The sequence below is a fragment of the Ruegeria sp. BB5 genome (genome assembly GCF_056539405.1).
Genome location: NZ_JBQFUX010000001.1, coordinates 1222993 through 1243335, shown reverse-complemented (window position 1 = coordinate 1243335; position 20343 = coordinate 1222993). Strand labels below are relative to the sequence as shown.

At 58.3% G+C, this 20343-nt stretch carries 21 protein-coding genes; 14 read left to right on the top strand and 7 right to left on the bottom strand.

Annotation, left to right across the window (positions count from 1 at the left end):
• Positions 1 to 24: 24 nt before the first annotated feature.
• A complete protein-coding gene (locus ACR0DL_RS06155) occupies positions 25 to 1071 on the top strand; it encodes an aldo/keto reductase (RefSeq protein WP_480688105.1) in 1047 nt (348 codons plus the stop codon).
• Positions 1072 to 1138: 67 nt separating this feature from the next.
• On the opposite strand, the gene ACR0DL_RS06150 is transcribed toward ACR0DL_RS06155, so the two are convergent.
• Positions 1139 to 2125, bottom strand: coding sequence for a GlxA family transcriptional regulator (locus ACR0DL_RS06150; RefSeq protein WP_170348936.1), 987 nt, complete (start codon positions 2123 to 2125; stop codon positions 1139 to 1141).
• A 132-nt stretch (positions 2126 to 2257) separates the two neighbouring features.
• Between ACR0DL_RS06150 and bcoG the strand changes: the two genes are divergently transcribed.
• The 3 genes from bcoG to ACR0DL_RS06135 all read left to right on the top strand — a co-directional run bounded on the left by bcoG (position 2258) and on the right by ACR0DL_RS06135 (position 5737).
• Positions 2258 to 3175: a 3-dehydrocarnitine:acetyl-CoA trimethylamine transferase BcoG gene (bcoG, locus tag ACR0DL_RS06145; protein WP_480688103.1), complete on the top strand. Its 918-nt coding sequence runs from the start codon at positions 2258 to 2260 to the stop codon at positions 3173 to 3175.
• A 340-nt stretch (positions 3176 to 3515) separates the two neighbouring features.
• Positions 3516 to 4982, top strand: a complete 1467-nt coding sequence (locus ACR0DL_RS06140; RefSeq protein WP_480688102.1) for a carnitine 3-dehydrogenase — start codon at positions 3516 to 3518, stop codon at positions 4980 to 4982.
• Positions 4979 to 5737: an SDR family oxidoreductase gene (locus ACR0DL_RS06135; protein WP_480688100.1), complete on the top strand. Its 759-nt coding sequence runs from the start codon at positions 4979 to 4981 to the stop codon at positions 5735 to 5737. The genes ACR0DL_RS06140 and ACR0DL_RS06135 overlap by 4 nt, the downstream gene beginning before the upstream one ends.
• Before the next feature lie 92 nt (positions 5738 to 5829).
• Here the strand turns inward: ACR0DL_RS06135 and ACR0DL_RS06130 are convergent, their stop codons facing one another.
• Positions 5830 to 6012, bottom strand: coding sequence for a hypothetical protein (locus ACR0DL_RS06130; protein WP_170348931.1), 183 nt, complete (start codon positions 6010 to 6012; stop codon positions 5830 to 5832).
• 82 nt (positions 6013 to 6094) lie between these two features.
• Positions 6095 to 6961, bottom strand: coding sequence for a helix-turn-helix domain-containing protein (locus ACR0DL_RS06125; RefSeq protein WP_480688098.1), 867 nt, complete (start codon positions 6959 to 6961; stop codon positions 6095 to 6097).
• Positions 6962 to 7068: 107 nt separating this feature from the next.
• On the opposite strand from ACR0DL_RS06125, the gene ACR0DL_RS06120 reads away from it, so the two are divergent.
• The 3 genes from ACR0DL_RS06120 to ACR0DL_RS06110 are packed head-to-tail and all read left to right on the top strand — an operon-like array spanning position 7069 to position 9072.
• The gene (locus ACR0DL_RS06120; protein ID WP_170348929.1) at positions 7069 to 7272 is read left to right on the top strand and encodes a DUF2061 domain-containing protein; all 204 of its coding nucleotides are present in this window, start codon (positions 7069 to 7071) and stop codon (positions 7270 to 7272) included.
• Positions 7265 to 8149, top strand: coding sequence for a fatty acid desaturase (locus tag ACR0DL_RS06115; protein WP_480688096.1), 885 nt, complete (start codon positions 7265 to 7267; stop codon positions 8147 to 8149). The genes ACR0DL_RS06120 and ACR0DL_RS06115 overlap by 8 nt, the downstream gene beginning before the upstream one ends.
• A 20-nt stretch (positions 8150 to 8169) precedes the next feature.
• Entirely contained in the window at positions 8170 to 9072 is a 903-nt protein-coding gene (locus ACR0DL_RS06110) for an EamA family transporter (protein WP_480658150.1), read from the top strand.
• On the opposite strand, the gene ACR0DL_RS06105 is transcribed toward ACR0DL_RS06110, so the two are convergent.
• The 4 genes from ACR0DL_RS06105 to ACR0DL_RS06090 all read right to left on the bottom strand — a co-directional run bounded on the left by ACR0DL_RS06105 (position 9069) and on the right by ACR0DL_RS06090 (position 13961).
• Complete coding sequence (locus ACR0DL_RS06105) at positions 9069 to 10427, bottom strand: DEAD/DEAH box helicase (protein WP_170375615.1); 1359 nt, start codon at positions 10425 to 10427, stop codon at positions 9069 to 9071. The two genes, ACR0DL_RS06110 and ACR0DL_RS06105, sit on opposite strands and share 4 nt — an antisense overlap.
• A gap of 186 nt (positions 10428 to 10613) precedes the next feature.
• Entirely contained in the window at positions 10614 to 11552 is a 939-nt protein-coding gene (locus tag ACR0DL_RS06100; RefSeq protein WP_480688093.1) for a glycosyltransferase family 2 protein, read from the bottom strand.
• The gene (locus ACR0DL_RS06095) at positions 11545 to 12309 is read right to left on the bottom strand and encodes a hypothetical protein (protein WP_480688091.1); all 765 of its coding nucleotides are present in this window, start codon (positions 12307 to 12309) and stop codon (positions 11545 to 11547) included. Before ACR0DL_RS06095 ends, ACR0DL_RS06100 begins: the two co-directional genes overlap by 8 nt.
• Before the next feature lie 44 nt (positions 12310 to 12353).
• Complete coding sequence (locus ACR0DL_RS06090; RefSeq protein ID WP_170375608.1) at positions 12354 to 13961, bottom strand: peptide chain release factor 3; 1608 nt, start codon at positions 13959 to 13961, stop codon at positions 12354 to 12356.
• 109 nt (positions 13962 to 14070) lie between these two features.
• Here ACR0DL_RS06090 and ACR0DL_RS06085 point away from each other — a divergent pair, with 109 nt between their 5' ends.
• The 7 genes from ACR0DL_RS06085 to ACR0DL_RS06055 all read left to right on the top strand — a co-directional run bounded on the left by ACR0DL_RS06085 (position 14071) and on the right by ACR0DL_RS06055 (position 20291).
• Positions 14071 to 14433 (top strand): nuclear transport factor 2 family protein, encoded by a 363-nt coding sequence (locus ACR0DL_RS06085; protein WP_170358779.1) that lies wholly within the window; start codon positions 14071 to 14073, stop codon positions 14431 to 14433.
• A gap of 73 nt (positions 14434 to 14506) precedes the next feature.
• The gene (locus ACR0DL_RS06080) at positions 14507 to 15286 is read left to right on the top strand and encodes an SDR family oxidoreductase (RefSeq protein ID WP_480688478.1); all 780 of its coding nucleotides are present in this window, start codon (positions 14507 to 14509) and stop codon (positions 15284 to 15286) included.
• A 3-nt stretch (positions 15287 to 15289) separates the two neighbouring features.
• A complete protein-coding gene (locus ACR0DL_RS06075; RefSeq protein WP_480688089.1) occupies positions 15290 to 16402 on the top strand; it encodes a DNA alkylation repair protein in 1113 nt (370 codons plus the stop codon).
• Positions 16403 to 16502: 100 nt separating this feature from the next.
• Positions 16503 to 17573 carry a methyltransferase domain-containing protein gene (locus ACR0DL_RS06070; RefSeq protein ID WP_226688366.1) on the top strand — a complete coding sequence of 357 codons (1071 nt, stop codon included), beginning with the start codon at positions 16503 to 16505 and terminating at the stop codon, positions 17571 to 17573.
• A gap of 45 nt (positions 17574 to 17618) precedes the next feature.
• Entirely contained in the window at positions 17619 to 18740 is a 1122-nt protein-coding gene (locus ACR0DL_RS06065) for an ABC transporter ATP-binding protein (protein WP_170358774.1), read from the top strand.
• A gap of 121 nt (positions 18741 to 18861) precedes the next feature.
• Positions 18862 to 19644 (top strand): 5'/3'-nucleotidase SurE, encoded by a 783-nt coding sequence (gene surE, locus ACR0DL_RS06060; RefSeq protein ID WP_480688087.1) that lies wholly within the window; start codon positions 18862 to 18864, stop codon positions 19642 to 19644.
• Complete coding sequence (locus tag ACR0DL_RS06055) at positions 19641 to 20291, top strand: protein-L-isoaspartate(D-aspartate) O-methyltransferase (RefSeq protein ID WP_170348917.1); 651 nt, start codon at positions 19641 to 19643, stop codon at positions 20289 to 20291. The genes surE and ACR0DL_RS06055 overlap by 4 nt, the downstream gene beginning before the upstream one ends.
• Positions 20292 to 20343: the final 52 nt, after the last annotated feature.

The following is a 20343-nucleotide window of genomic DNA, read 5'->3' as shown; positions in this document are numbered from 1 at the left end:
TAAAAGCTTTCCGGAGACTGACAGATGGAAACAAGACCATTAGGCCGCACGGGAATTTCGGTGACAGACTTATGTCTGGGTACGATGACCTTTGGCACACAGACGTCCGAGGCAGGTGGTCACAAGCAGTTGGATATGGCGCTGGCAGCCGGGATTAATTTCGTTGATACGGCCGAGATGTATCCGGTGAACCCGATCGCAAGGGAAACCGTGGGTCGGACCGAAGAGATTCTGGGCAGCTGGAACGCTGCCAACCCGTCCCGTCGTGCAGATTACGTACTGGCAACCAAACATTCGGGGGCAGGGTTCGCCCATGCCCGCGATGGCGCGCAGATTTCGGGAAAGACGATCCCCGAAGCGATCGAAGGCTCACTGCGGCGGCTGCACACGGATTGCATTGATCTCTATCAGTTTCACTGGCCGAACCGGGGCAGTTACATGTTCCGCCAGAACTGGAATTATTCACCCTCGGGACACAACACCAACGAAGTATTGGACAACATGCAGGATTGCCTTGAGGCCCTGCAAGTACAGGTCGACAAGGGCAATATCCGCACCTTTGGCCTGTCCAACGAAAGCGCTTGGGGTACGACGCAATGGCTGCGGATTGCCGAGCAGATGGGCGCGCCGCGTGTGGCCTCGGTTCAGAATGAGTATTCGATTCTATGCCGGCACTTCGATACGGATATGGCGGAACTCAGTGTGCATGAAGATGTGGGCTTGATGGCCTTTTCTCCCTTGGGGGCGGGATTTCTGACCGGCAAGTATCAGGGTGATGCGGTGCCCGTCGGATCACGTATGTCGCTGGTGCCCGAGATGGGCGGGCGCACCGGTCCACGCGTTTTTGGGGCCGTGGCGGCTTACCTGGAGATTGCCGAGCGGCATGGGTTGGACCCGGTGCATATGGCACTGGCCTGGTGTCGGACGCGGCAGTTCATGATGTCGGCTGTTTTCGGCGCGACCTCGGTGGCACAGCTGGAGCATATCCTGGCCGGTAAGGACTTGCGGCTGTCCGATGAGGTCGTGGCAGAAATCGGTCAGGCGCACCGAACGCATCCGATGCCTTTTTAGGGGGCTCTGCGACCGACGCACTGCGCGCGCGCCCCGAGGTATTTTTAGCCAGATGAAGAAGATCTCGTCAGTGATGGGTGGGCTGGATGCGTTCCTGCCGCAGGTCACGGGCCGAGAGGCCGTGTGCGGTGCGGAAAGCACGTGCAAAGCTGGATTGTGAGGCGAACCCCGTAGCCAGGGCCACATCCATCAGCGGCATGTCGGTGTCGGTAACCAGGCGGCGGGCCTCGGCCAAGCGTAACTGCAGATAGTGGTCCTGCGGCGTTGTGTTCAGGCGCAGGCGAAATTGCTGCTGCAGGGTGCGGGGGCTGGTGCCGAGGGTTTCGGCGATGTCCGCCAGTGGCAGCGGCTCGTCCAGCGAAGATTCCATCAAGGTGTTCGCCTTGGCCGTCAGCGCCGTATGGCGGTGTGGGGCACCGGTCCGGCTTTGCGGTTTTGTGGGCTCGGGCGCACCGTCGTACAGGAAAAGACCCGAGACGCGGGCAGCAAAACCGGCACCGTGGCGGGCGGCGATAATGTGCAGCATCATTTCGACCGCTGGGATAGCGCCACCTGAGGTCAGGCGATTGCCGGATACGGTGAAACGATCGGGGCGAACGTCAACATCGGGGAATCGGGTGGCGAAATTGTCCAAGTCTTCCCAGTGAGTTGTGGCGGCGTGTCCATCCAGCAGGCCAGCCTCGGCCAACAACCAGGGGCCTCCGTCGATGCCCGCCATGGTGGCACCAGTGCCCGCAATACGGCGCAGTCCGGCCAGCAAACTGGGTGTGGCGTGTCGGGCCAGTTGGAATCCCGCGACAACGATCATCAGATCGCAGCTTTGCAACCGTGCCAGCGGAACACCCGGTACGTTCAGTGCGCTGGTCAACATCGCGGGTTCTGTCGTTGCCGTCACATAATCCCAGTCGAAAGCGGGACGATCCGCCAGACGGTTGGCAGCCCGCATTGGATCAACGGCCGAGGCGAAGCTGAGCGTGTTGCATTCGTCCAGAACCAGCACAGCCGTTTTCAGGGCGCGATGTTCGGGTTGGAGTATGTTTTTTGCGGATTTCATCAAGTTCGATTCGCATTCTGGCAAGTGTTTCCACAAGGCTGCGTCAGAGTCGGGGGTGAACGCAAATCGGAATCCGTGGAGAAGCCTGGGGAAAACTCACGGCAAAACCGGGTATAACTTGGGGAAAACACAATGCCTCTGGAAATGAACCGCGAAGTCTTCATCACTTGCGCCGTTACCGGCTCGGGAGGGACACAGGATCGCAGCCCACATGTGCCGCGCTCACCCAAGCAAATCGCCGACAGTGCGATTGCCGCAGCCAAGGCCGGGGCGGCGGTGGTGCATTGCCATGTACGCGACCCTGAAACCGGTGTACCCAGCCGCCGTCTGGACCTGTATCGCGAAGTCACGGACCGCATTCGCGAGGCTGAGGTTGACGTCGTTCTGAACCTGACCGCCGGGATGGGCGGGGACATGGTGTTTGGCCCAACCGAATCTCCGCTGCCGCTGCGCGAGGACGGAACCGACATGATCGGTGCGGCGGCTCGGGTGGAACATGTGGCTGAATGCCTGCCCGAGATTTGCACGCTGGACTGCGGCACCATGAACTTTGCCGAAGCCGATTACGTCATGACCAACACGCCGGGCATGCTGCAGGCGATGGGTCGGATGATGACACATTTGGGCGTGAAGCCCGAGATCGAAGCCTTTGACACCGGCCATCTGTGGTACGCCAAGCAGCTGGTGAAGGATGGCGTGCTGGACAGCCCGGCATTGGTGCAACTTTGCATGGGCGTGCCGTGGGGCGCGCCGGATGACTTGAACACCTTCATGGCGATGGTCAACAACGTGCCGGATGACTGGGCGTTCAGCGCGTTTGCTCTGGGCCGCAATCAGATGGCTTATGCCGCGGCAGCTGTATTGGCGGGCGGCAACGTGCGCGTCGGGCTTGAGGATAACCTGTGGCTGGACAAGGGCGTGCTGGCCGAGAATTGGCAACTAGTCGAACGCGCCGGAACCATTATCGAGAACATGGGCGCGCGGGTGATCGGTGCGCAGGAAGTGCGCGAAAAATTGGGTCTGGTGAAACGGGCGCCAGTGGCGAAGTGAAGCCGTTCTGGTTGGTGTGCCTGATTTGTGCCGCGCCACTGAGTGCGGAAACTCCTGATGCTGTCGATGAGTATTTGGCGACCCAGACGGGGCTGTGTGCACAATTGAAGGAAAACGTCTTGTCGGTGCCATTTTGGATACATCGGCACAGCCTGGGTGGATGTCGCGTGAACAGCGTACAGCCACTTTCGGCGACCTATGCTCTTGACGTGGTTTGCGAAGATGAAGGTGTAGTCTTGCTAAACGAGACTTGGGAAATGGAACAGTTGGGCAAAACGAAATTCACAATACGTGACGCTGTCGGAGGGATCTTCGGCACTTTGGATTGTAGTGAGGAACAATGACAAAAACAGCAGCGATCATTGGCGGCGGCGTCATCGGCGGCGGGTGGGCCGCTAGATTTCTACTGAACGGCTGGAACGTCCGGGTGTTTGACCCGGACCCCGAGGCCGAGCGTAAGATTGGTGAGGTTCTGGACAATGCGCGCCGCTCGTTGCCGGGGCTGAGCGATGTGCCATTGCCGACCGAGGGATCTCTGACGTTCTACGAAGATATGGCGGAGGCCGTGCAGGGTGCCGCCTGGATACAGGAAAGCGTGCCTGAACGGCTGGACCTGAAACTGAAGGTCTACAAGGGGTTGCAGGAGGCTTGTGATCCAGATGCGATCATAGGCTCCTCGACCAGCGGCTTCAAACCGTCCGAATTGCAGGAGGGCGCGTTGAGGCCCGAGCAGATCGTGGTGACGCACCCGTTCAACCCGGTCTATCTGCTGCCGTTGATTGAGCTAGTCCCAACCGGCAAAAACTCGGCCGAGATGGTTGCCAAGGCGCAAGAACTGCTGAAGTCCGTCGGGTTTTTCCCGCTGCACATCAAGAAAGAAATCGACGCGCATATCGCTGACCGATTTCTTGAAGCCGTTTGGCGCGAGGCATTGTGGTTAGTCAAGGACGGCATCGCCACGACCGAAGAGATCGACGAGGCCATCCGCATGGGCTTTGGCATTCGCTGGGCGCAGATGGGCCTGTTTGAAACCTATCGCGTGGCCGGAGGTGAGGCCGGGATGCGGCACTTCATGGCTCAGTTCGGGCCAGCGTTGAAATGGCCGTGGACCAAGTTGATGGACGTGCCGGACTTTACTGATGAACTTGTCGACCTGATCGCGGATCAGTCGGACGCGCAGTCGGGCATGCACTCGATCCGCGAACTGGAGCGGATCCGTGACAACAACCTTGTGGGCATGATGCGCGCGCTCAAAGCGCAGAATTATGGAGCAGGCGCGGTGCTGAACCAGCATGACGCGCTGTTGAAACCTGGCGCGTTGCCAACGCTGGAACAGGCGGACCTGAGCCAGCCGATCCTGACACTGGCCCGCGCGGTGCCGTTGGACTGGACCGATTACAACGGTCACATGAATGAGGCGCGGTATCTGGAAGCCTTCGCCGCCGCGACCGACCGGTTCATGGAGATCATCGGTTGCGATGCGGATTACATCACCTCGGGCGGCAGCTATTTCACCGCTGAAAATCACATCCGGTATGTCGACGAAGCACACGCAGGCGCCAAGATCGAAGTTCGCACGCAGATGCTGTTGGGGCAGGGCAAGAAACTGCACGTGTTCCACAGCATGTATGAGGGCGACAAGCTGCTGGCCACGGGCGAAAGCTTCCTGCTGCATGTCAGCCTTGAATCTCGTCGCCCCAGCGCACCGTCGCCGGAAATCGAGGCCTCCATGACGCGGATCGCCGATGCGCAGGCAGGGTTGCCCTACCCCGAAGGCGCGGGCGCCGCGATCCGGAAACCCGCATGACCCGGCGGGTTCTGATTACAGCTGGCGCCTCGGGCGTTGGCCGTGCCATGGCCGAAGCATTTGATGATGCAGGCTATGGTGTTTGGATCACGGATATTGACGAGGCTGCTTTGAATACGGTGCCGGATCACTGGGAGGCTCGTCGCGCCGATGCCGCAAGTGAGTCCGATATGGGCGCCGTTTTTCAGGATATCGCAGCCGAAGGTGGATTGGATGCGCTGTGCGCCAATGCAGGCACGGCAGGACCGACAAACGCGATCGAGGATATCGGGTTGGCAGATTGGCGGACCTGCGTTTCGGTCAACCTCGAGGGCGCTTTTCTGGCCGTGAAACATGCAGCCCCTTTGATGAAGACCGCGCAGGCGGGCAGCATCACCCTGACGTCGTCAACTGCTGGTCAATACGGGTACCCGTACCGCGCGCCATATGCAGCGGCGAAATGGGCGGTGATCGGTTTGATGAAAACCCTTGCGATGGAACTTGGCCCCCACGGTATTCGCGCCAATGCGATTTGTCCTGGAGCGGTTGAAGGCCCACGGATGGAGGGTGTGCTGGCGCGCGAAGCGGCCGCAAAAGGTATGACCCGCGATCAGGTCTATGCTGGGTATGCTTCGGGTACCTCGATGGGGCGCTTTGTTGAAGGTCACGATATCGCAAACATGGCCGTGTTCCTCGCCTCGGATGCGGCGCGGCTTGTTTCGGGGCAGGTTATTGCCGTGGATGGGCACACGGTGAATCCAGATCCGAAAATCTAACTCGGTTTAGAAAACACACAGAACTCCAATGCCCTGGCGCAATAAGGGCATTGGTGATCGGCTTGGGGCAGGGCTTTTTCGAAACGCTGAAGCTAGCCCTGATTTGGCCCGCGAATTTGGCGGATGGTCTGGCGGACAGCTTGCCAGTCTAGCGCTTCCTGTCTATTTCCGGCGGCTTCACATTCGCGCATCTTTTGTGCGGCTTCCGCCTCGGCCCGGTCGCCGTGAACAGTATATAAGGCCCGTGCGTATTGAGCGGTCTGTAGTGCGTCCATTCCTGTCGTCCTCCGTCTGTGATCGGAATACCCGAAGGTTCGCGCCGAACGACGATAGCACAAGACAGGCTTAGGTGCATCCTTAGTGGTCGGAAATTTGCGAGCGCAGCCGTTTAAGGTGTTCTGAGAAGTCGCGCGCAGTCAGGTCAGCCTCGCGTACCAGTCGGTCGAAATGGCGGGTGAAGGTTTCGATCCGATCACGGTCCCGAAAGGCCATATAGTGGCTGCCGGCGTAGAAAACACACAGCAAGGGGCCGAAGATCGTGACCGGAGCGGAATAAAGCCGTTTTGCGTCAAACAGATAGATCCTAAGACGCGGGTAGAGCTGTTGGCAAATCTCCAGCAGATGGTCGATCTGTTCCAACCGGATTTTGGGACAAAGACCGTCGTAATAGCCCCGCGCATGGACGAAACTATCGATTTCATACAGCGGCATGGCGATTTCATAGTCGGATTGCGCGCTGCGCATCCACATCAGCCGGTCAGCCGAGGCACCGATGGCCTGATCCGCCGTCCGCCCCAGATGCGGGGCATATTCCCACTCCAGCACCGCGCGGGTCTTTAACATGTCGGGCAAAGTCGCTGGAACATAACGGATTTTGTACCCTGCGGCTTCTTGATGCCACTCAAAGATGCGCTCATCCACCAGCGCACGTGGTGCTTCGGTCATTGTCAGCGAGCTGGCCAACAATTCCGCTGCGCTTTCGGGTCGGTCGGACAGGCACAGAAGCCAATCCGCCGAAACCCCCAGCGCCGAGGCGCAACTGCCTACCACATGTGCATTTGGCAAGCGCGCGCCTTCACCCGTCAAAAGCTGCGATACGGTCGAACGGTCCACCGCAATCTGACGCGCCAGCGCACTTTGACTGACGTGTCGCTCCTCCATCGCCCGGGCTAGACGAGAACGGAACTGTGCCGCGCGGTCTCTTTTGTCGATTTTTTCCTGCATATGTTTAAAAATATCACAGTTGATGAGTTTTGTTAATCATATTCAGAATTTTCAACGGATGCCGTGACCCGTAATTTTGAAGACACAACAATAATATGGGTGACGGAATGGAAACACGGCGCAGATCAGTCGTGAAAGCGGTGCTGTGGAATGCGATGGGCTTGCTGGTGATGACACTGGTCGGGCTGGTCGCGACTGGCTCGGCGGCTGTGGGCGGGACACTGGCGATTGTAAATACGGCCATCGGATTGACGATGTACGTTATTTACGAGCGCGTCTGGGCCAAAATCTCATGGGGGCGCAATGTCTAGGCCCGCTGCACCCGAATGGGGCACGTTCGCCCTGATCCTGGCTTGCTATGGGGCGTGGTTGGCGGTGATTTTCCTGATGCCGGTTTGGCTGGCAATTCCGGTGATGGGTCTGGTTGCGGCGCTCCATTCCTCGTTGACGCATGAGGCGTTGCACGGCCACCCGTTTCGTACAAAATGGCTGAATGAGGCCCTGATGGCGCTGCCTCTGACCCTGTTCATCCCGTATCAAAGGTTCCGCGACCTGCATCTGGCTCATCACCGGGATGAGACGTTGACCGACCCCTATGACGATCCTGAAACCAACTATCTGGATCCACAGGTCTGGGGCGCATTGGCCGGGTGGCAGCGATGGCTGCTATCTGTGAACAACACATTGTTGGGGCGCATTGTGCTGGGTCCGGCGATTGGCCAATTCATATTCACGCGGAATGAATTGCGCGGTGCGTTGCTGGGCGACCTTGGCATCCTGCGGGCCTGGGCGCTACATCTGGTTGGGGTGGCCTTGGTTTTGTGGGTGGTCGGGCACTCGGTAATGCCGATTTGGGCGTATGTTCTGTCCGCCTATACCGGGCTGGGGCTGGTGAAGATCCGCACCTTCCTTGAACATCGCGCGCATGAAAATCCGCAGGCCCGTACTGTGATTATCGAAGATCGTGGGTTGCTGGCTTTTCTGTTTTTAAACAACAACCTGCATGTGGTTCATCACATGAATCCTGGTGCGCCCTGGTACCGCCTGCCTGCGCTATATCGCGCCAGCAAAGATCGGTATCAGACCCGGAATGAGGCTTATGTATACCGGTCTTACGCGCAGATCTTTAAGGCATATTTCCTGCGGGCCAAGGATCCGGTGGAACATCCTCTCTGGCCAAAGCCTTGATTTAGCGACACAAGGGGGCCATGAGTTTATGGATTCCCATAACAATCGCTGCCGCCTCGTTCCAGACAGTGCGGTTCATGCTGCAAAAATCCCTCAGCACCGTAAAGTTAAGTGCGGCCGGGGCGACGTTTGCCCGGTTCGCGTATTCGATGCCACTGGCGCTTTTGGGGCTGATTGTGGCGCTGCAAGTGACTGGCTTCAGCGTGCCGCCGCTGACGGGGTGGTTCTGGGTATACGCTGTCATCGGAGGCACCGCGCAAATTCTGGCAACGATCTGCGTGGTCGCTTTGTTCAAGCAACGAAATTTTGCGGTTGGGATTACCTTTAAGAAAACCGAAGTAATTCAGACCGCCATTGTCGGTTTTCTGGTGCTGGGCGATCAGATCTCGTACGGGGGTCTGGTTGCGATCTTGCTGGGATTGATGGCGGTGCTTTTGCTGTCCAAATCACCCGGAGGCGACGGGGCATGGTGGAAACATCTGACCAACCGGGCGTCGCGCCTAGGGTTGGGGTCAGGCGTATTGTTCGCCTTTTCCGCCGTCAGTTACCGGGGTGCGTCGCTTGAATTGGGTGATATCGACGCGTGGTTTCGCGCTCTGATCACTCTGGCCGCGGTTGTGACGTTCCAGTTCCTCAGCATGGCGCTATGGCTGCTGTGGCGCGACCGGACCGAACTGCTTGCGGTGTGGCAGACACGTCGAACAGGGGTGTTTGTCGGTTTGACCAGTCTGGGCGGATCGTTTTGCTGGTTCTTTGCGTTCACCTTGCAGAACGCGGCCTATGTCAAAGCGCTGGGGCAGGTCGAACTGTTGCTCAGCCTGTTCGCATCGATCCTGTTTTTCCGTGAGACCATTACCCGGCGTGAGATCGCCGGGATGGCGTTGTTGGGGTTGTCGATCCTGGCGCTGGTGCTGGCGATTTAACCAGCACGGCGCTCGGCAAAGCTTAGGGCAATGAAGCTGGGCAGGTGATCGCCCATGCCCACAACCGCGTTGCCGTTATCCGAACGACGGCCACGACCTTTAGGTTCTTTGTCCTTTTTGCGGTCGCTCTTTTTGCCTTCGTTCTTTTGCGTGTCGGCAGACTTGGTCTTTTTCTCAGGCTTCGGCGTGTCGGCTTTGGGTTCGTCCTTGACCGGATTGTCGAGCTTTGGAATGTCCTTCTGGATCAGCTTTTCAATCGCAGCCAGCGCTTTTTCGTCACGGCCCGAACAGATAGTAATCGCCTTGCCATCGCGCCCGGCACGACCGGTGCGGCCGATGCGGTGAACGTAATCCTCGGGGTGGCCGGGGACGTCGAAATTGAAAACATGGCTAACCGACGGGACATCAAGGCCCCGCGCAGCCACGTCCGAGGCAACCAGCAACCGCAACGAGCCGTCGCGGAAACCGTCCAGCGTTTTCATCCGCTGTGATTGGTCCAGATCGCCGTGGATCGCGGCGGCGTCATAGCCGTATTTTTTTAGCGATTTTGCGCAGATATCAACGTCTGTCTTGCGGTTACAGAAGATGATTGCGTTGGTGCATTTTTCACCCTCGGCATCGATCAGTGCGCGCAAGACCTTGCGCTTGGCGCTGGCCTCTCGATCGCGACGGCCGCCTTTGAACATGACGACGCCCTGTTCAATGGTTTCCGAGGCGGTCGCCTGTCGGGCAACCTCAACCCGCGCGGGGGCGGACAGGAAAGTGTCGGTGATGCGTTCAATCTCGGACGCCATGGTGGCCGAAAAGAACAGCGTCTGGCGGGTGAACGGCGTCAGCGAGAAGATGCGCTCGATATCGGGGATAAAACCCATGTCCAGCATCCGGTCAGCTTCGTCGACGACCATGATCTGCACGCCGGTCAACAGCAGTTTGCCGCGTTCGAAATGGTCCAGCAGTCGGCCGGGAGTTGCGATCAGAACATCGACGCCACGGTCGATCAGTGCGTCCTGTTCCTTGAAGCTGACGCCTCCGATCAACAACGCCTTGGTCAGTTTCAGGTGTTTGCTATAGGTGTCGAAATTCTCGGCGACCTGTGCAGCCAGTTCCCGTGTCGGGCACAGCACCAGCGACCGTGGCATCCGCGCGCGCGCGCGGCCCCGTGCCAGCATTGTGATCATCGGCAGCGTAAAGCTTGCAGTTTTTCCCGTGCCGGTCTGGGCGATCCCCAATACATCACGACCTTCCAGCGCAGGTGGAATTGCGCCTTCTTGGATCGGGGTGGGGGATTCGTATCCGGCTTCCTCAATGGCTTTGAGGACCTTCGGGTTCAGGTTCAGTTCGTTAAATTTTGTCATGTAAGTCCGGTTCATGCGGACATTAGACCTGGCCCGCGCGTCAAAGGTGTGCCGGGCCCGGATGGCCATACGCTGCATTGCGCAATTTCGGCTTGGAGGGGGACATAACAAAAACGCCGGGTATGGTCAAATGAAGACCTCTTTAAGGTTTTTACTGTGCTCGCTCTGCGGATTTCTCGCAACAATTCAGTCACTTCCGGGAAAGTGTTTCCTGACTTTTTCGTCCAAATCCAGGGGCCGATATCGGATCAGGTCATGTTGTTCCAGACGGGTTCTCACGTCGGGGTCTGCACCGCTGATTTCGTCAAAAAATGCACGCAGCCCATCCATGCCGCCTTCGACCTCGATCCAGCTGAGTAATTCGTTCATGTTCATGCCGCCCCGTTCACGTGGAACATTCAGGGACATTCCTGGCTGATACGAGCCACGCGCCAGGCGAAATCGAAGGTGAGCCTTAAAATGTTCCCAGTCGGGGGCGTGTCGATGGCACAGCTCCAACCCCTGCAATTCGAATTTGCAGGGCAAGAGTGTTTTTTCTTGGAACAGGTTGTGGATACGAAAGCTCAGTTTCTTCAGGCCCGTCCGGACGATCAGCTTACCTTGCAAATGGCTGAAGAACCCACCCAAAACAAAGGCGCCATAACGCGGGTACAGCGATTGTACGAGGGCGTCACGGTGGGGGGTCTTTGGAAGATGCGCCTTATAAAGATCCGTGCCACCGCCCACGGCTTCGATCGGGCGGACACGTACAGCGGGGATGTGGTTGGGAACATCGGTCAGTTGCTGGGGAATGGGACGGTCCGCCCACAGAAACTCGTCCATGTCGATATGGGCCAACCAATTCAGATTGGTCTTGCGATAGGTGAATGACGCATTTGCGGTCTGACGGTTTTGATGCCGTTCGGGCCGTTCACGCTTGCGGCTGATCCAGAATGCGTCATCGCATGTTTGCACGTCGACCTTCGGATGCCGAACTAGGGCATCGAAAGCTTTGGAATTGGGTTCATCCAGATAGATGTGCATCCGGTCGACCCCAAGATCGAGGTGATAGGCAACAAATCGCAGGATATCCGGGGCAGGGCCCCGAACCGTTGAAACAATGCCCCAGCCAGAGCCGTCAGTCATCAATGTGATCCAACAGAGACTGCCGGGTCTTGTAGTGCTGGATACGCCCAAAAATGCTGCGCGAGTCGTACATCACCAGTTTCAACATCCGGTACCCCAGCGGGCGCAACACCGTGTCGTTTTCTGCATGACGCCAAAGGCGTGCCAAAAGGTTTCGATCCAGATCGCCATTCCTTAGCGAATAGCCCGCCATGCCGAATGCCAATGGAACGTCGTGGTGTTTTTCACCCTGCATATGAAAGGCTTGATCGTTTGGACGAAGGGATACCCGACGCTCGCTATCATGCAGCTTGATCAGATCGTACAACAGGTACAGACCCTGTCCGCCCAAGCGCTGATCCAGTGTTTCGCCATGGTCGGCGAATGTGGTTGCCGAGGAAATAAGCCAACGCACAGGCAGGTCCCGCGCCAACTCTGAACCCTTTTCCCGCCACATCCGCAGAAACAGCGCCCGCGCCTCAGCCGGTGACGGATGCCGGCGCAGCAATGCGATGCACATTGCGTGAACAAGATGCAGCAGCGATTGGCCAGAAAATTCCTGCTGCAGCGCGTGGTACTTCCTGCGCGCGTCCTGCTTGTGGTCAAAGCTGGCGTCCGGGTCAGGCTTTTCTACGGGTGTTTGGGCAAGTTCACTCAGATCAACATCCGGCGGCGGCAGTACCCGTTGTGGATCGCGATAAGGAACCTCTTTGCGTTCCAGATGGCGCATCACCGAATAGAAGCCGCCGGGATAGTTTTCCTGATCCAAATCCGCCATGCTTCGGAACCCTAGAGAACGGTGCCCAAACTACAAGACCCGGATCAAACCATCATTTCCTTGGTCGCCGTCAGGTTCAGCTCGGGGTAATCACGCACGACCCGGTCGATATCCCATTGCAAGCGCGTCAGATAGACGATGTCGCCGTCATGATCATGGGCGATGTGCTGTTTATTAGCGTTGACGAACTTTTCAACCTCGGCCTTGTCACCGCTCACCCAGCGGGCAGAGGTGAACTGCGACGCCTCGAACCGGACGGGCAGACCGTATTCCATCTCAATCCGGCTGGCGAGGACTTCGAACTGCAGAGCGCCAACGACGCCGACGATATAGCCCGAACCAATCGATGGCTTGAAAACCTTGGCCGCACCTTCCTCGGCAAACTGCATCAGGGCTTTTTCCAGATGCTTGGCCTTCAGCGGGTCGGCTGCCCTGACAGTTTGCAGCAATTCCGGTGCGAATGACGGGATCCCGGACACGCGCAGCGCTTCGCCCTCGGTCAGGGTGTCACCGATGCGCAGTTGACCGTGGTTTGGGATGCCGATGATGTCTCCGGCCCAGGCCTCTTCGGCCAGTTCGCGGTCAGAGGCCAGAAACAGCACGGGGTTCGAAATCGCCATCGGTTTCTTGGATCGCACGTGAGTCAACTTCATGCCGCGCTTGAAATGACCGCTTGCCATGCGGACGAATGCAACCCGGTCGCGGTGCTTGGGGTCCATGTTGGCCTGCACCTTAAAGACAAAACCGGCGACCTTCTTTTCATCAGGCGCAATTTGTCGGGGTTCAGCGGACTGGACCTGCGGCTGCGGGCCATAGGCGCCGATACCTTCCATCAGTTCCTTGACCCCGAACGAGTTGATGGCCGAGCCGAACCAAATCGGGGTCATGTGCCCCTCAAGCACTGCTTGCGGGTCCAGAGCAGGCAGCAGCTCGCGCGCCATCTCGACTTCTTCCAGCAGCTTGTCCAGCAGATGCTCGGGTACGTGTTCGGCCAGTTTGGGGTCGTCCAGACCGTTGATCTGAATGCTTTCAGCTACCTTGTTGCGGTCGGCGCGGTCCATCAATTCCAGTCGGTCGCGCAGCATGTCATAGCAACCGATGAAATCGCGACCCACGCCAATCGGCCACGCGGCAGGGGTGACGTCGATGGCCAGCATCTCCTGAATTTCGTCGATGATCTCGAACGTATCGCGGCTTTCGCGGTCCATCTTGTTACAGAAGGTCAGGATCGGCAAATCGCGCAAGCGGCAAACCTCGAACAGTTTTTGCGTCTGGCTTTCCACACCTTTCGCGCCGTCGATCACCATCACGGCGGCGTCCACTGCGGTCAGCGTGCGATAGGTGTCCTCGGAGAAGTCCGAGTGACCAGGCGTATCCACTAGATTAAACCGAAAGTTCCCGTAGTCGAACGACATGGCCGAGGCTGAGACCGAAATACCGCGATCCTTTTCCATCTGCATGAAGTCCGACCGGGTCCGCCGCGCCTCACCCTTAGCGCGCACCTGACCGGCCATCTGAATAGCGCCCCCGTACAACAGGAACTTTTCAGTCAGCGTCGTCTTGCCCGCATCCGGGTGCGAGATGATGGCGAATGTCCGGCGTCGGGCAATCTCGGGCGGCAATACGGGTTGGTTGGTGGCGGTATCAAGCATGAACGCGCGTATAGGCGGGGAATCCTGCCGAAGCAAGACAAAGGGGGTGTTCAGAATCGTATGGTTATGCCAATAAGAACAAATAGTGAACAAAAGATGGAGAGGATCAATGAATTTGAAAGAAATCGCAGACGAACTGGTCGCTGGGTGTCGTGAGGACCGGGCCAAGGAAAACCTAAACAAATTATACGCGCCTGATGCCGTTTCGGTCGAAGCGCAAGAGATGGAAGGCATGGGGCGTGAAACGCACGGCGTCGAGGGCATCCGCGGCAAACACGAATGGTGGGAGGGCGCCCATGAGGTTTCGGGTGCGTCGGTCAGTGAGCCTTATTTGCACGGCGACGATCGCTTTGCCGTAATTTTCGAAGTGCAGGGCAAGGTTAAGGAAAGTGGCGAGACCTTCGATATGAAAGAGGTCGGTATCTATCACGTCGCCAACGGAAAAATCGTGCGCGAAGAGTTCTTTTACTGAAGCGTTGTGACTTCTGGTCTTCCCTGTCTGGCCGGTGCTAGACATGCGGGCAACAACAGATGGGGAGGATCAGATGGATCTGGGAATTCGCAGAAAGCGTGCGCTGGTTTGTGCAAGCTCAAAAGGGTTGGGGCTGGGCTGCGCCGAGGCATTAGCCGAGGCAGGCGTCGACCTGGTGATGAACGCGCGCGGGGCCCAGACGCTAGAATTCGAAGCTGCTCGTTTACGGTCCGAGCATGGCGTCGACGTGCAAACCGTAGCTTGTGATGTGACCTCGATCGAAGGTCAGGCACAGGTGATCGAAGCCGCGCAGGGCGTTGATATACTTGTGACAAACGCCGGTGGTCCGCCGCCCGGACTGTGGTCGGATTGGGATCGTGACGATTTCATCAAGGCGCTGGATGCAAACATGCTGACGCCGATTGCGTTCATGAAAGCCTTGTTGCCGGGGATGATGGACAAGGGCTGGGGCAGGGTGGTCAACATCACGTCGCAATCCGTGCGCGCGCCGATCCCTGCTTTGGGCCTGTCCAACGCGGCGCGGACTGGTTTGACCGGCTATGTCGCTGGTACAGCGCGACAAGTCGCACCGCGTGGAGTGACGATCAACAACCTACTGCCGGGCATTCACGCGACGGATCGCGCGGAGTCGCTGGATGGTGGCGTGGCTGCACAAAAAGGAATTTCCATGGATGAGGCGCGCGCCGAACGCGCCGAGACGATCCCTGCACGTCGGTATGGGACGCGGCAGGAATTCGGCGCGGCCTGCGCGTTTTTGTGTTCGCAACACGCCGGCTTTATCGTCGGGCAGAATATACTGCTGGACGGTGGCGGAACCAATCTGACGATGTGAGTCATGGCACAGAACTTCTCGCTCAAAGATCACTTGTTTAATGCGGAAAAGACCGGTTTTTTAGCGGGCCTTTTCGCCGATGCTGATCCATCCTTTGATACCAATGCGTTCGAGGCAAAGGTCATGTCACGGCTTCTGGAGCTCGAGCTTAAAGAGCGTATGGCCTGGATTGCCGACTGCCTGCAAAAGGCAATACCCGGAGAGCTGCCGACTGTCGCGCCAATCCTTCTGCGCGCACTGCCACCGCCTTTGGACCCAACCAAAACAGATGATGATTTCGGTGATTTCATCTTTGCGCCTTTGGGGGATTGGATCGTTTCAGTGGGGTTGGAGTATCCTGATCTGGCTTTGGACGTGCTTGAAGAACTGACCCAACGGTTTTCGATGGAGTGGGCCATTCGCCCATTCCTCAACCGCTATCCGGATCAGGTCATGGCGCGGATGGAACTATGGTGCGGGCATGACAGCTATCACGTGCGCCGTCTGGTCAGTGAAGGCACACGACCACGGTTGCCTTGGGGGCAGGCGGTAGGGCTGGAACTGACCGACCCGCTGCCATTGTTGGACCGGCTGCATAGTGACCCAACACGCTATGTTACGCGATCTGTGGCGAACCATCTGAACGACATCACCAAGAAAGACCCTGCGCTGGTGCTGGACCGGTTACAGGGCTGGTCCGAAACCGGGACACAGGATCGGGACGAACTGCGCTGGATGACCTCACATACGCTGCGGGGGCTGGTGAAGGCAGGCCATCCCGGCGCCATGAAGATGTTGGGCTTCGATCCTGAGGCCGAGATAACCGCCAGCGTGCTGGTAAGCCAAGAGGCGCGGATTGGTGGGGCGCTCGAGTTCGATGTCTCGCTGAACGGTGCGGGGGATCAACCTGTTCTGGTCGACTATATCATTCACTTTCAACGCCCTGGCGGCAAAACTTCGGCCAAGGTGCATAAGCTGAAGCAGGCGACCTTGCGCGGTGGTGTGCTGAGTCTGACCAAGAAGCACAAGCTGAAAGGCAATGCGACCACGTTCAAGCTGGTTCCCGGCGCACATCGGCTAGAGATTCAGGTGAATGGGCAGGTTCGCGCCTCGGTCGATTTCGACCTGCTGGGCTAGGGCAGGACCCTCACGCTTTTGTCAAAATTGGTAGCAGTGGTTGCACAGGCGGCAGTGCTGCATTAGCTGCGAAGCAGCCAGTGAGGAAAGGGGTGCTGCGATGAAGCATGAATCAGTGCAGAATTACTATGGCGAGGTCCTTCAGGGCAGCGCGGATTTGCAAACCAACGCTTGCTGTACTCCCGATGACATGCCGGACCATGTCAAAAAGATCCTCTCGAAAATTCATGATGATGTGCTGACGCGCTACTATGGTTGCGGCCTGATCGCGCCGCTGGATCTGGAGGGGATGAGCATCCTTGATCTGGGTTGCGGGGCTGGTCGCGACGTTTACGCTCTGTCGGCGATGGTGGGTGAAAAGGGTCGCGTGGTCGGGGTCGACATGACGCCGGAACAGCTAGACGTCGCCCGCGCGCATCAGGATTTCCACGCGCAGGCCTTTGGTCATGCCGCCAGCAACGTAGAATTCCATCACGGCTACATCGAAAAGCTGGATGAGCTGGACCTGGAACCTAGTTCCTTCGATATCATTGTCTCGAATTGTGTGATCAATCTGGCCACCGACAAAGAGGCCGTCTTACGCGGTGCCCATCGTCTGCTGAAAGAGGGTGGTGAGATTTATTTCTCGGACGTCTACGCCGACCGTCGTGTTCCGCAGGCCATGGCCGAAGATGAAGTTTTGTACGGCGAATGCCTGTCCGGCGCACTGTACTGGAACGATTTTCTGTCGATGTCGCGCAAGGCGGGGTTCGGTGATCCACGCCGCGTCACGCACCGCCCGCTGACCATCGAGAACCCTGTGCTGGAAGAACGCGTCGCACCGCTGAAGTTCCTGTCGGCGACTTATCGACTGTTCAAACTGTCCGTATTGGAACCCGCTTGCGAGGATTACGGGCAGGCCGTCATCTACAAAGGCACCATCCCGCACGCGCCACATCTGTTCGAACTAGATGACCACCACGCGATCGAGACAGGCAAGGTGTTTCCGGTCTGCGGCAATACATGGATGATGTTGAACGATACCCGTTTCGCGCGGCATTTCGACTTTATCGGTGATTTCTCTACGCATTATGGCATCTTCGATGGTTGCGGCGGCGAAAGCCCGTTTGAAGCCACCGGCGCGATCACGAGCGCGTCGACCGGCGAGGCTACCTCGGGCGGCTGCTGCTGATCACTTGCACCGGACGGGCGGGGTTGCTATCCCCGCCTAAGACCGATGAATTTGATCGGGAAAAGGCAACGAGGCCCATCGGTGACAATAGACGTAACTCCTCCTCGTCTGGAAATTCGCAATCTTAACGCACGGTACGAGGGGCGGGTTGTAGTTGACGACGTCTCTTTGACGGTTGAAGCAGGGAAAGTGACTTGCCTGCTTGGGCCTTCGGGGTGCGGCAAGTCGACCACGTTGCGCATGATCGCCGGGGTTGAGATGCAGGAGTCCGGTGAGATCTATGTCGACGGCAAGCTGATCTGCGACACCGTGTTCCGGGTTCCGCCCGAACGCCGCGAGATCGGCCTGATGTTTCAGGATTTTGCGCTGTTTCCGCATTTAAGTGTTGCCGACAACGTGGCCTTTGGCCTGACGGGGCATAAAGAAGAAAAGCGCGCGCGCGTTGATGAGTTACTGCGCAAAGTTGATCTTATCCACTTCATCGACCAATTCCCGCATCACCTGTCCGGGGGCGAGCAACAACGTGTCGCTCTGGCCCGCGCACTGGCCCCGCGTCCACGGATCATGCTGATGGACGAGCCGTTCTCTGGCCTCGACAACCGGCTGCGCGACGGTATTCGGGATGAGACGCTGGCGATCCTCAAGGAAGAAGATGCCGCCGTTGTGTTGGTGACGCACGAGCCCGAAGAGGCGATGCGCATGGCTGATGAGATCGCACTGATGCGCCGCGGCAAGATCGTGCAGCAAGGTGCGCCTTACAACGTCTATACCCGTCCGGCTGACAAAGCGGCTGTGGCATTTTTCAGTGATGTCAACGTGTTACAAGCGCAAGTGAATGGAGCGTTGGCCGATACACCCTTTGGTCAGTTTCTAGCGCCGGGTATTCCCGACGGCACAGATGTTGAGATTGTATTCCGGCCACAGCACGTGCGGTTGGACTTTGACCGCAATGGCAAAGGCCCGCTGCCGACGGCAACCGATGGCGTTGCGGCCCGCGGCACGGTCGAGAGAGCGCGGTTCTTAGGCAACGAAAGCCTGGTCGAGTTCCGCATGGACCATGATGGTTCCGTTCTGAAGGCCACGGTGCCGAATGTTTTTGTACCAAATCCGGGACGGGTCATGTGGCTGACCATTCGCCGGGATCGGTGCTTTGTTTTCCCCATTTAGGGCCTGAAAACGTAGTTTAGGCTCAAGTGGTGCGCGAAAGCCTCAGATTGCAGGCGTGCTTTGCTTGCCGCCGCGCGGGGGCGGGTCTATCAAGGTCAAAACGCTGCGGTGGATGGGGCAAATGCGTATTCTTCTGACCAATGATGACGGCATCAACGCGCCGGGCCTGATCACGCTTGAGGCGATTGCCGCCGATCTGGCTGGGCCCGACGGAGAAGTCTGGGTGGTTGCACCTGCGTTCGAGCAATCGGGTGTCGGCCATTGCATCAGCTATACCCATCCGATGATGGTCGCCAAACTGGGGGATCGGCGTTTCGCCGCCGAGGGCTCGCCCGCCGATTGTGTGCTGGCCGGTCTGCACGACGTGATGAAGGACGCGCCGCCCGATTTGGTGTTGTCTGGCGTGAACCGGGGCAACAATTCGGCGGAAAACACGCTGTATTCCGGCACTGTCGGTGGCGCGATGGAGGCCGCGTTGCAGGGCATTCCGGCGATTGCCCTGTCTCAATATTTTGGTCCGCGTAATCTGGGGCTGGACGATCCGTTCGAGGCCGCGACCCGGTTCGGGGCGGGGCTGGTGCGGAAAATATTGGACGCGACCCCGGCCGATCAGGGCGATTACCGTCTGTTCTACAACGTAAATTTCCCGCCCGTGCCCGCGGACGAGGTTCTGGGCACCCGGATCGCACCGCAAGGATATCGCCGCGATACGCATTTCTCGGTCGAGCCGCACAGTTCGCCCTCTGGGCGGCGGTTCCTGTGGATCAAGGGTGGGTATCAGCACAACCCAACCGCGCCGGGCACGGATGCGGCGGTTAATCTGGCGGGCTACATCTCGGTCACGCCGATGCGCGCGGATCTGACGGCGCATGACGCGCTTGAGGCATTGAAGACGATCGAATGACCGGACCAGATCCAGAAACAATCATGCAGTTCCTGTTTGCCCTGCGATCGCGCGGGGTGACGGATGCGCGTGTGCTGGCCGCGATGGAGCAGGTCGACCGTGGCCGCTTTGTCAAAGGTCTGTTTGCCGAGCGCGCATATGAGGACACACCTTTGCCGATTGCCTGCGGGCAGACGATCAGCCAGCCGTCAGTTGTGGGGCTAATGACACAGGCGCTGGACGTACGCCCGCGCGACACAGTGTTAGAGGTCGGTACAGGCTCGGGCTATCAGGCGGCGATCCTGTCCAAACTGGCGCGCCGGGTCTATACGGTCGAACGCCACAAGCGACTGGTGCGCGAAACTGGTGCGCTGTTTCGCGAGCTGGGGCTTACCAATGTCACCGCGATGCTGTCGGATGGCTCCTTTGGTTTGTCCGAACAGGCCCCGTTTGACAGGATCATTGTGACGGCTGCGGCAGAAGACCCTCCGGGGCCGCTCTTGGCGCAGCTTAAAATCGGCGGTATCATGGTTTTGCCGGTGGGACAGTCGGATGCGGTTCAGACCCTGATCCGGGTCAGGCGGACCGAGACCGGTCTGGACTATGACGAATTGTTACCCGTTCGTTTCGTGCCCTTGTTAGAAGGGCTTGGCAGGGACGGGGCGTAAAAGAATATTCTGCAACATGCGCCGGAACCCCGGAAAACACGGGCAGGCGTTG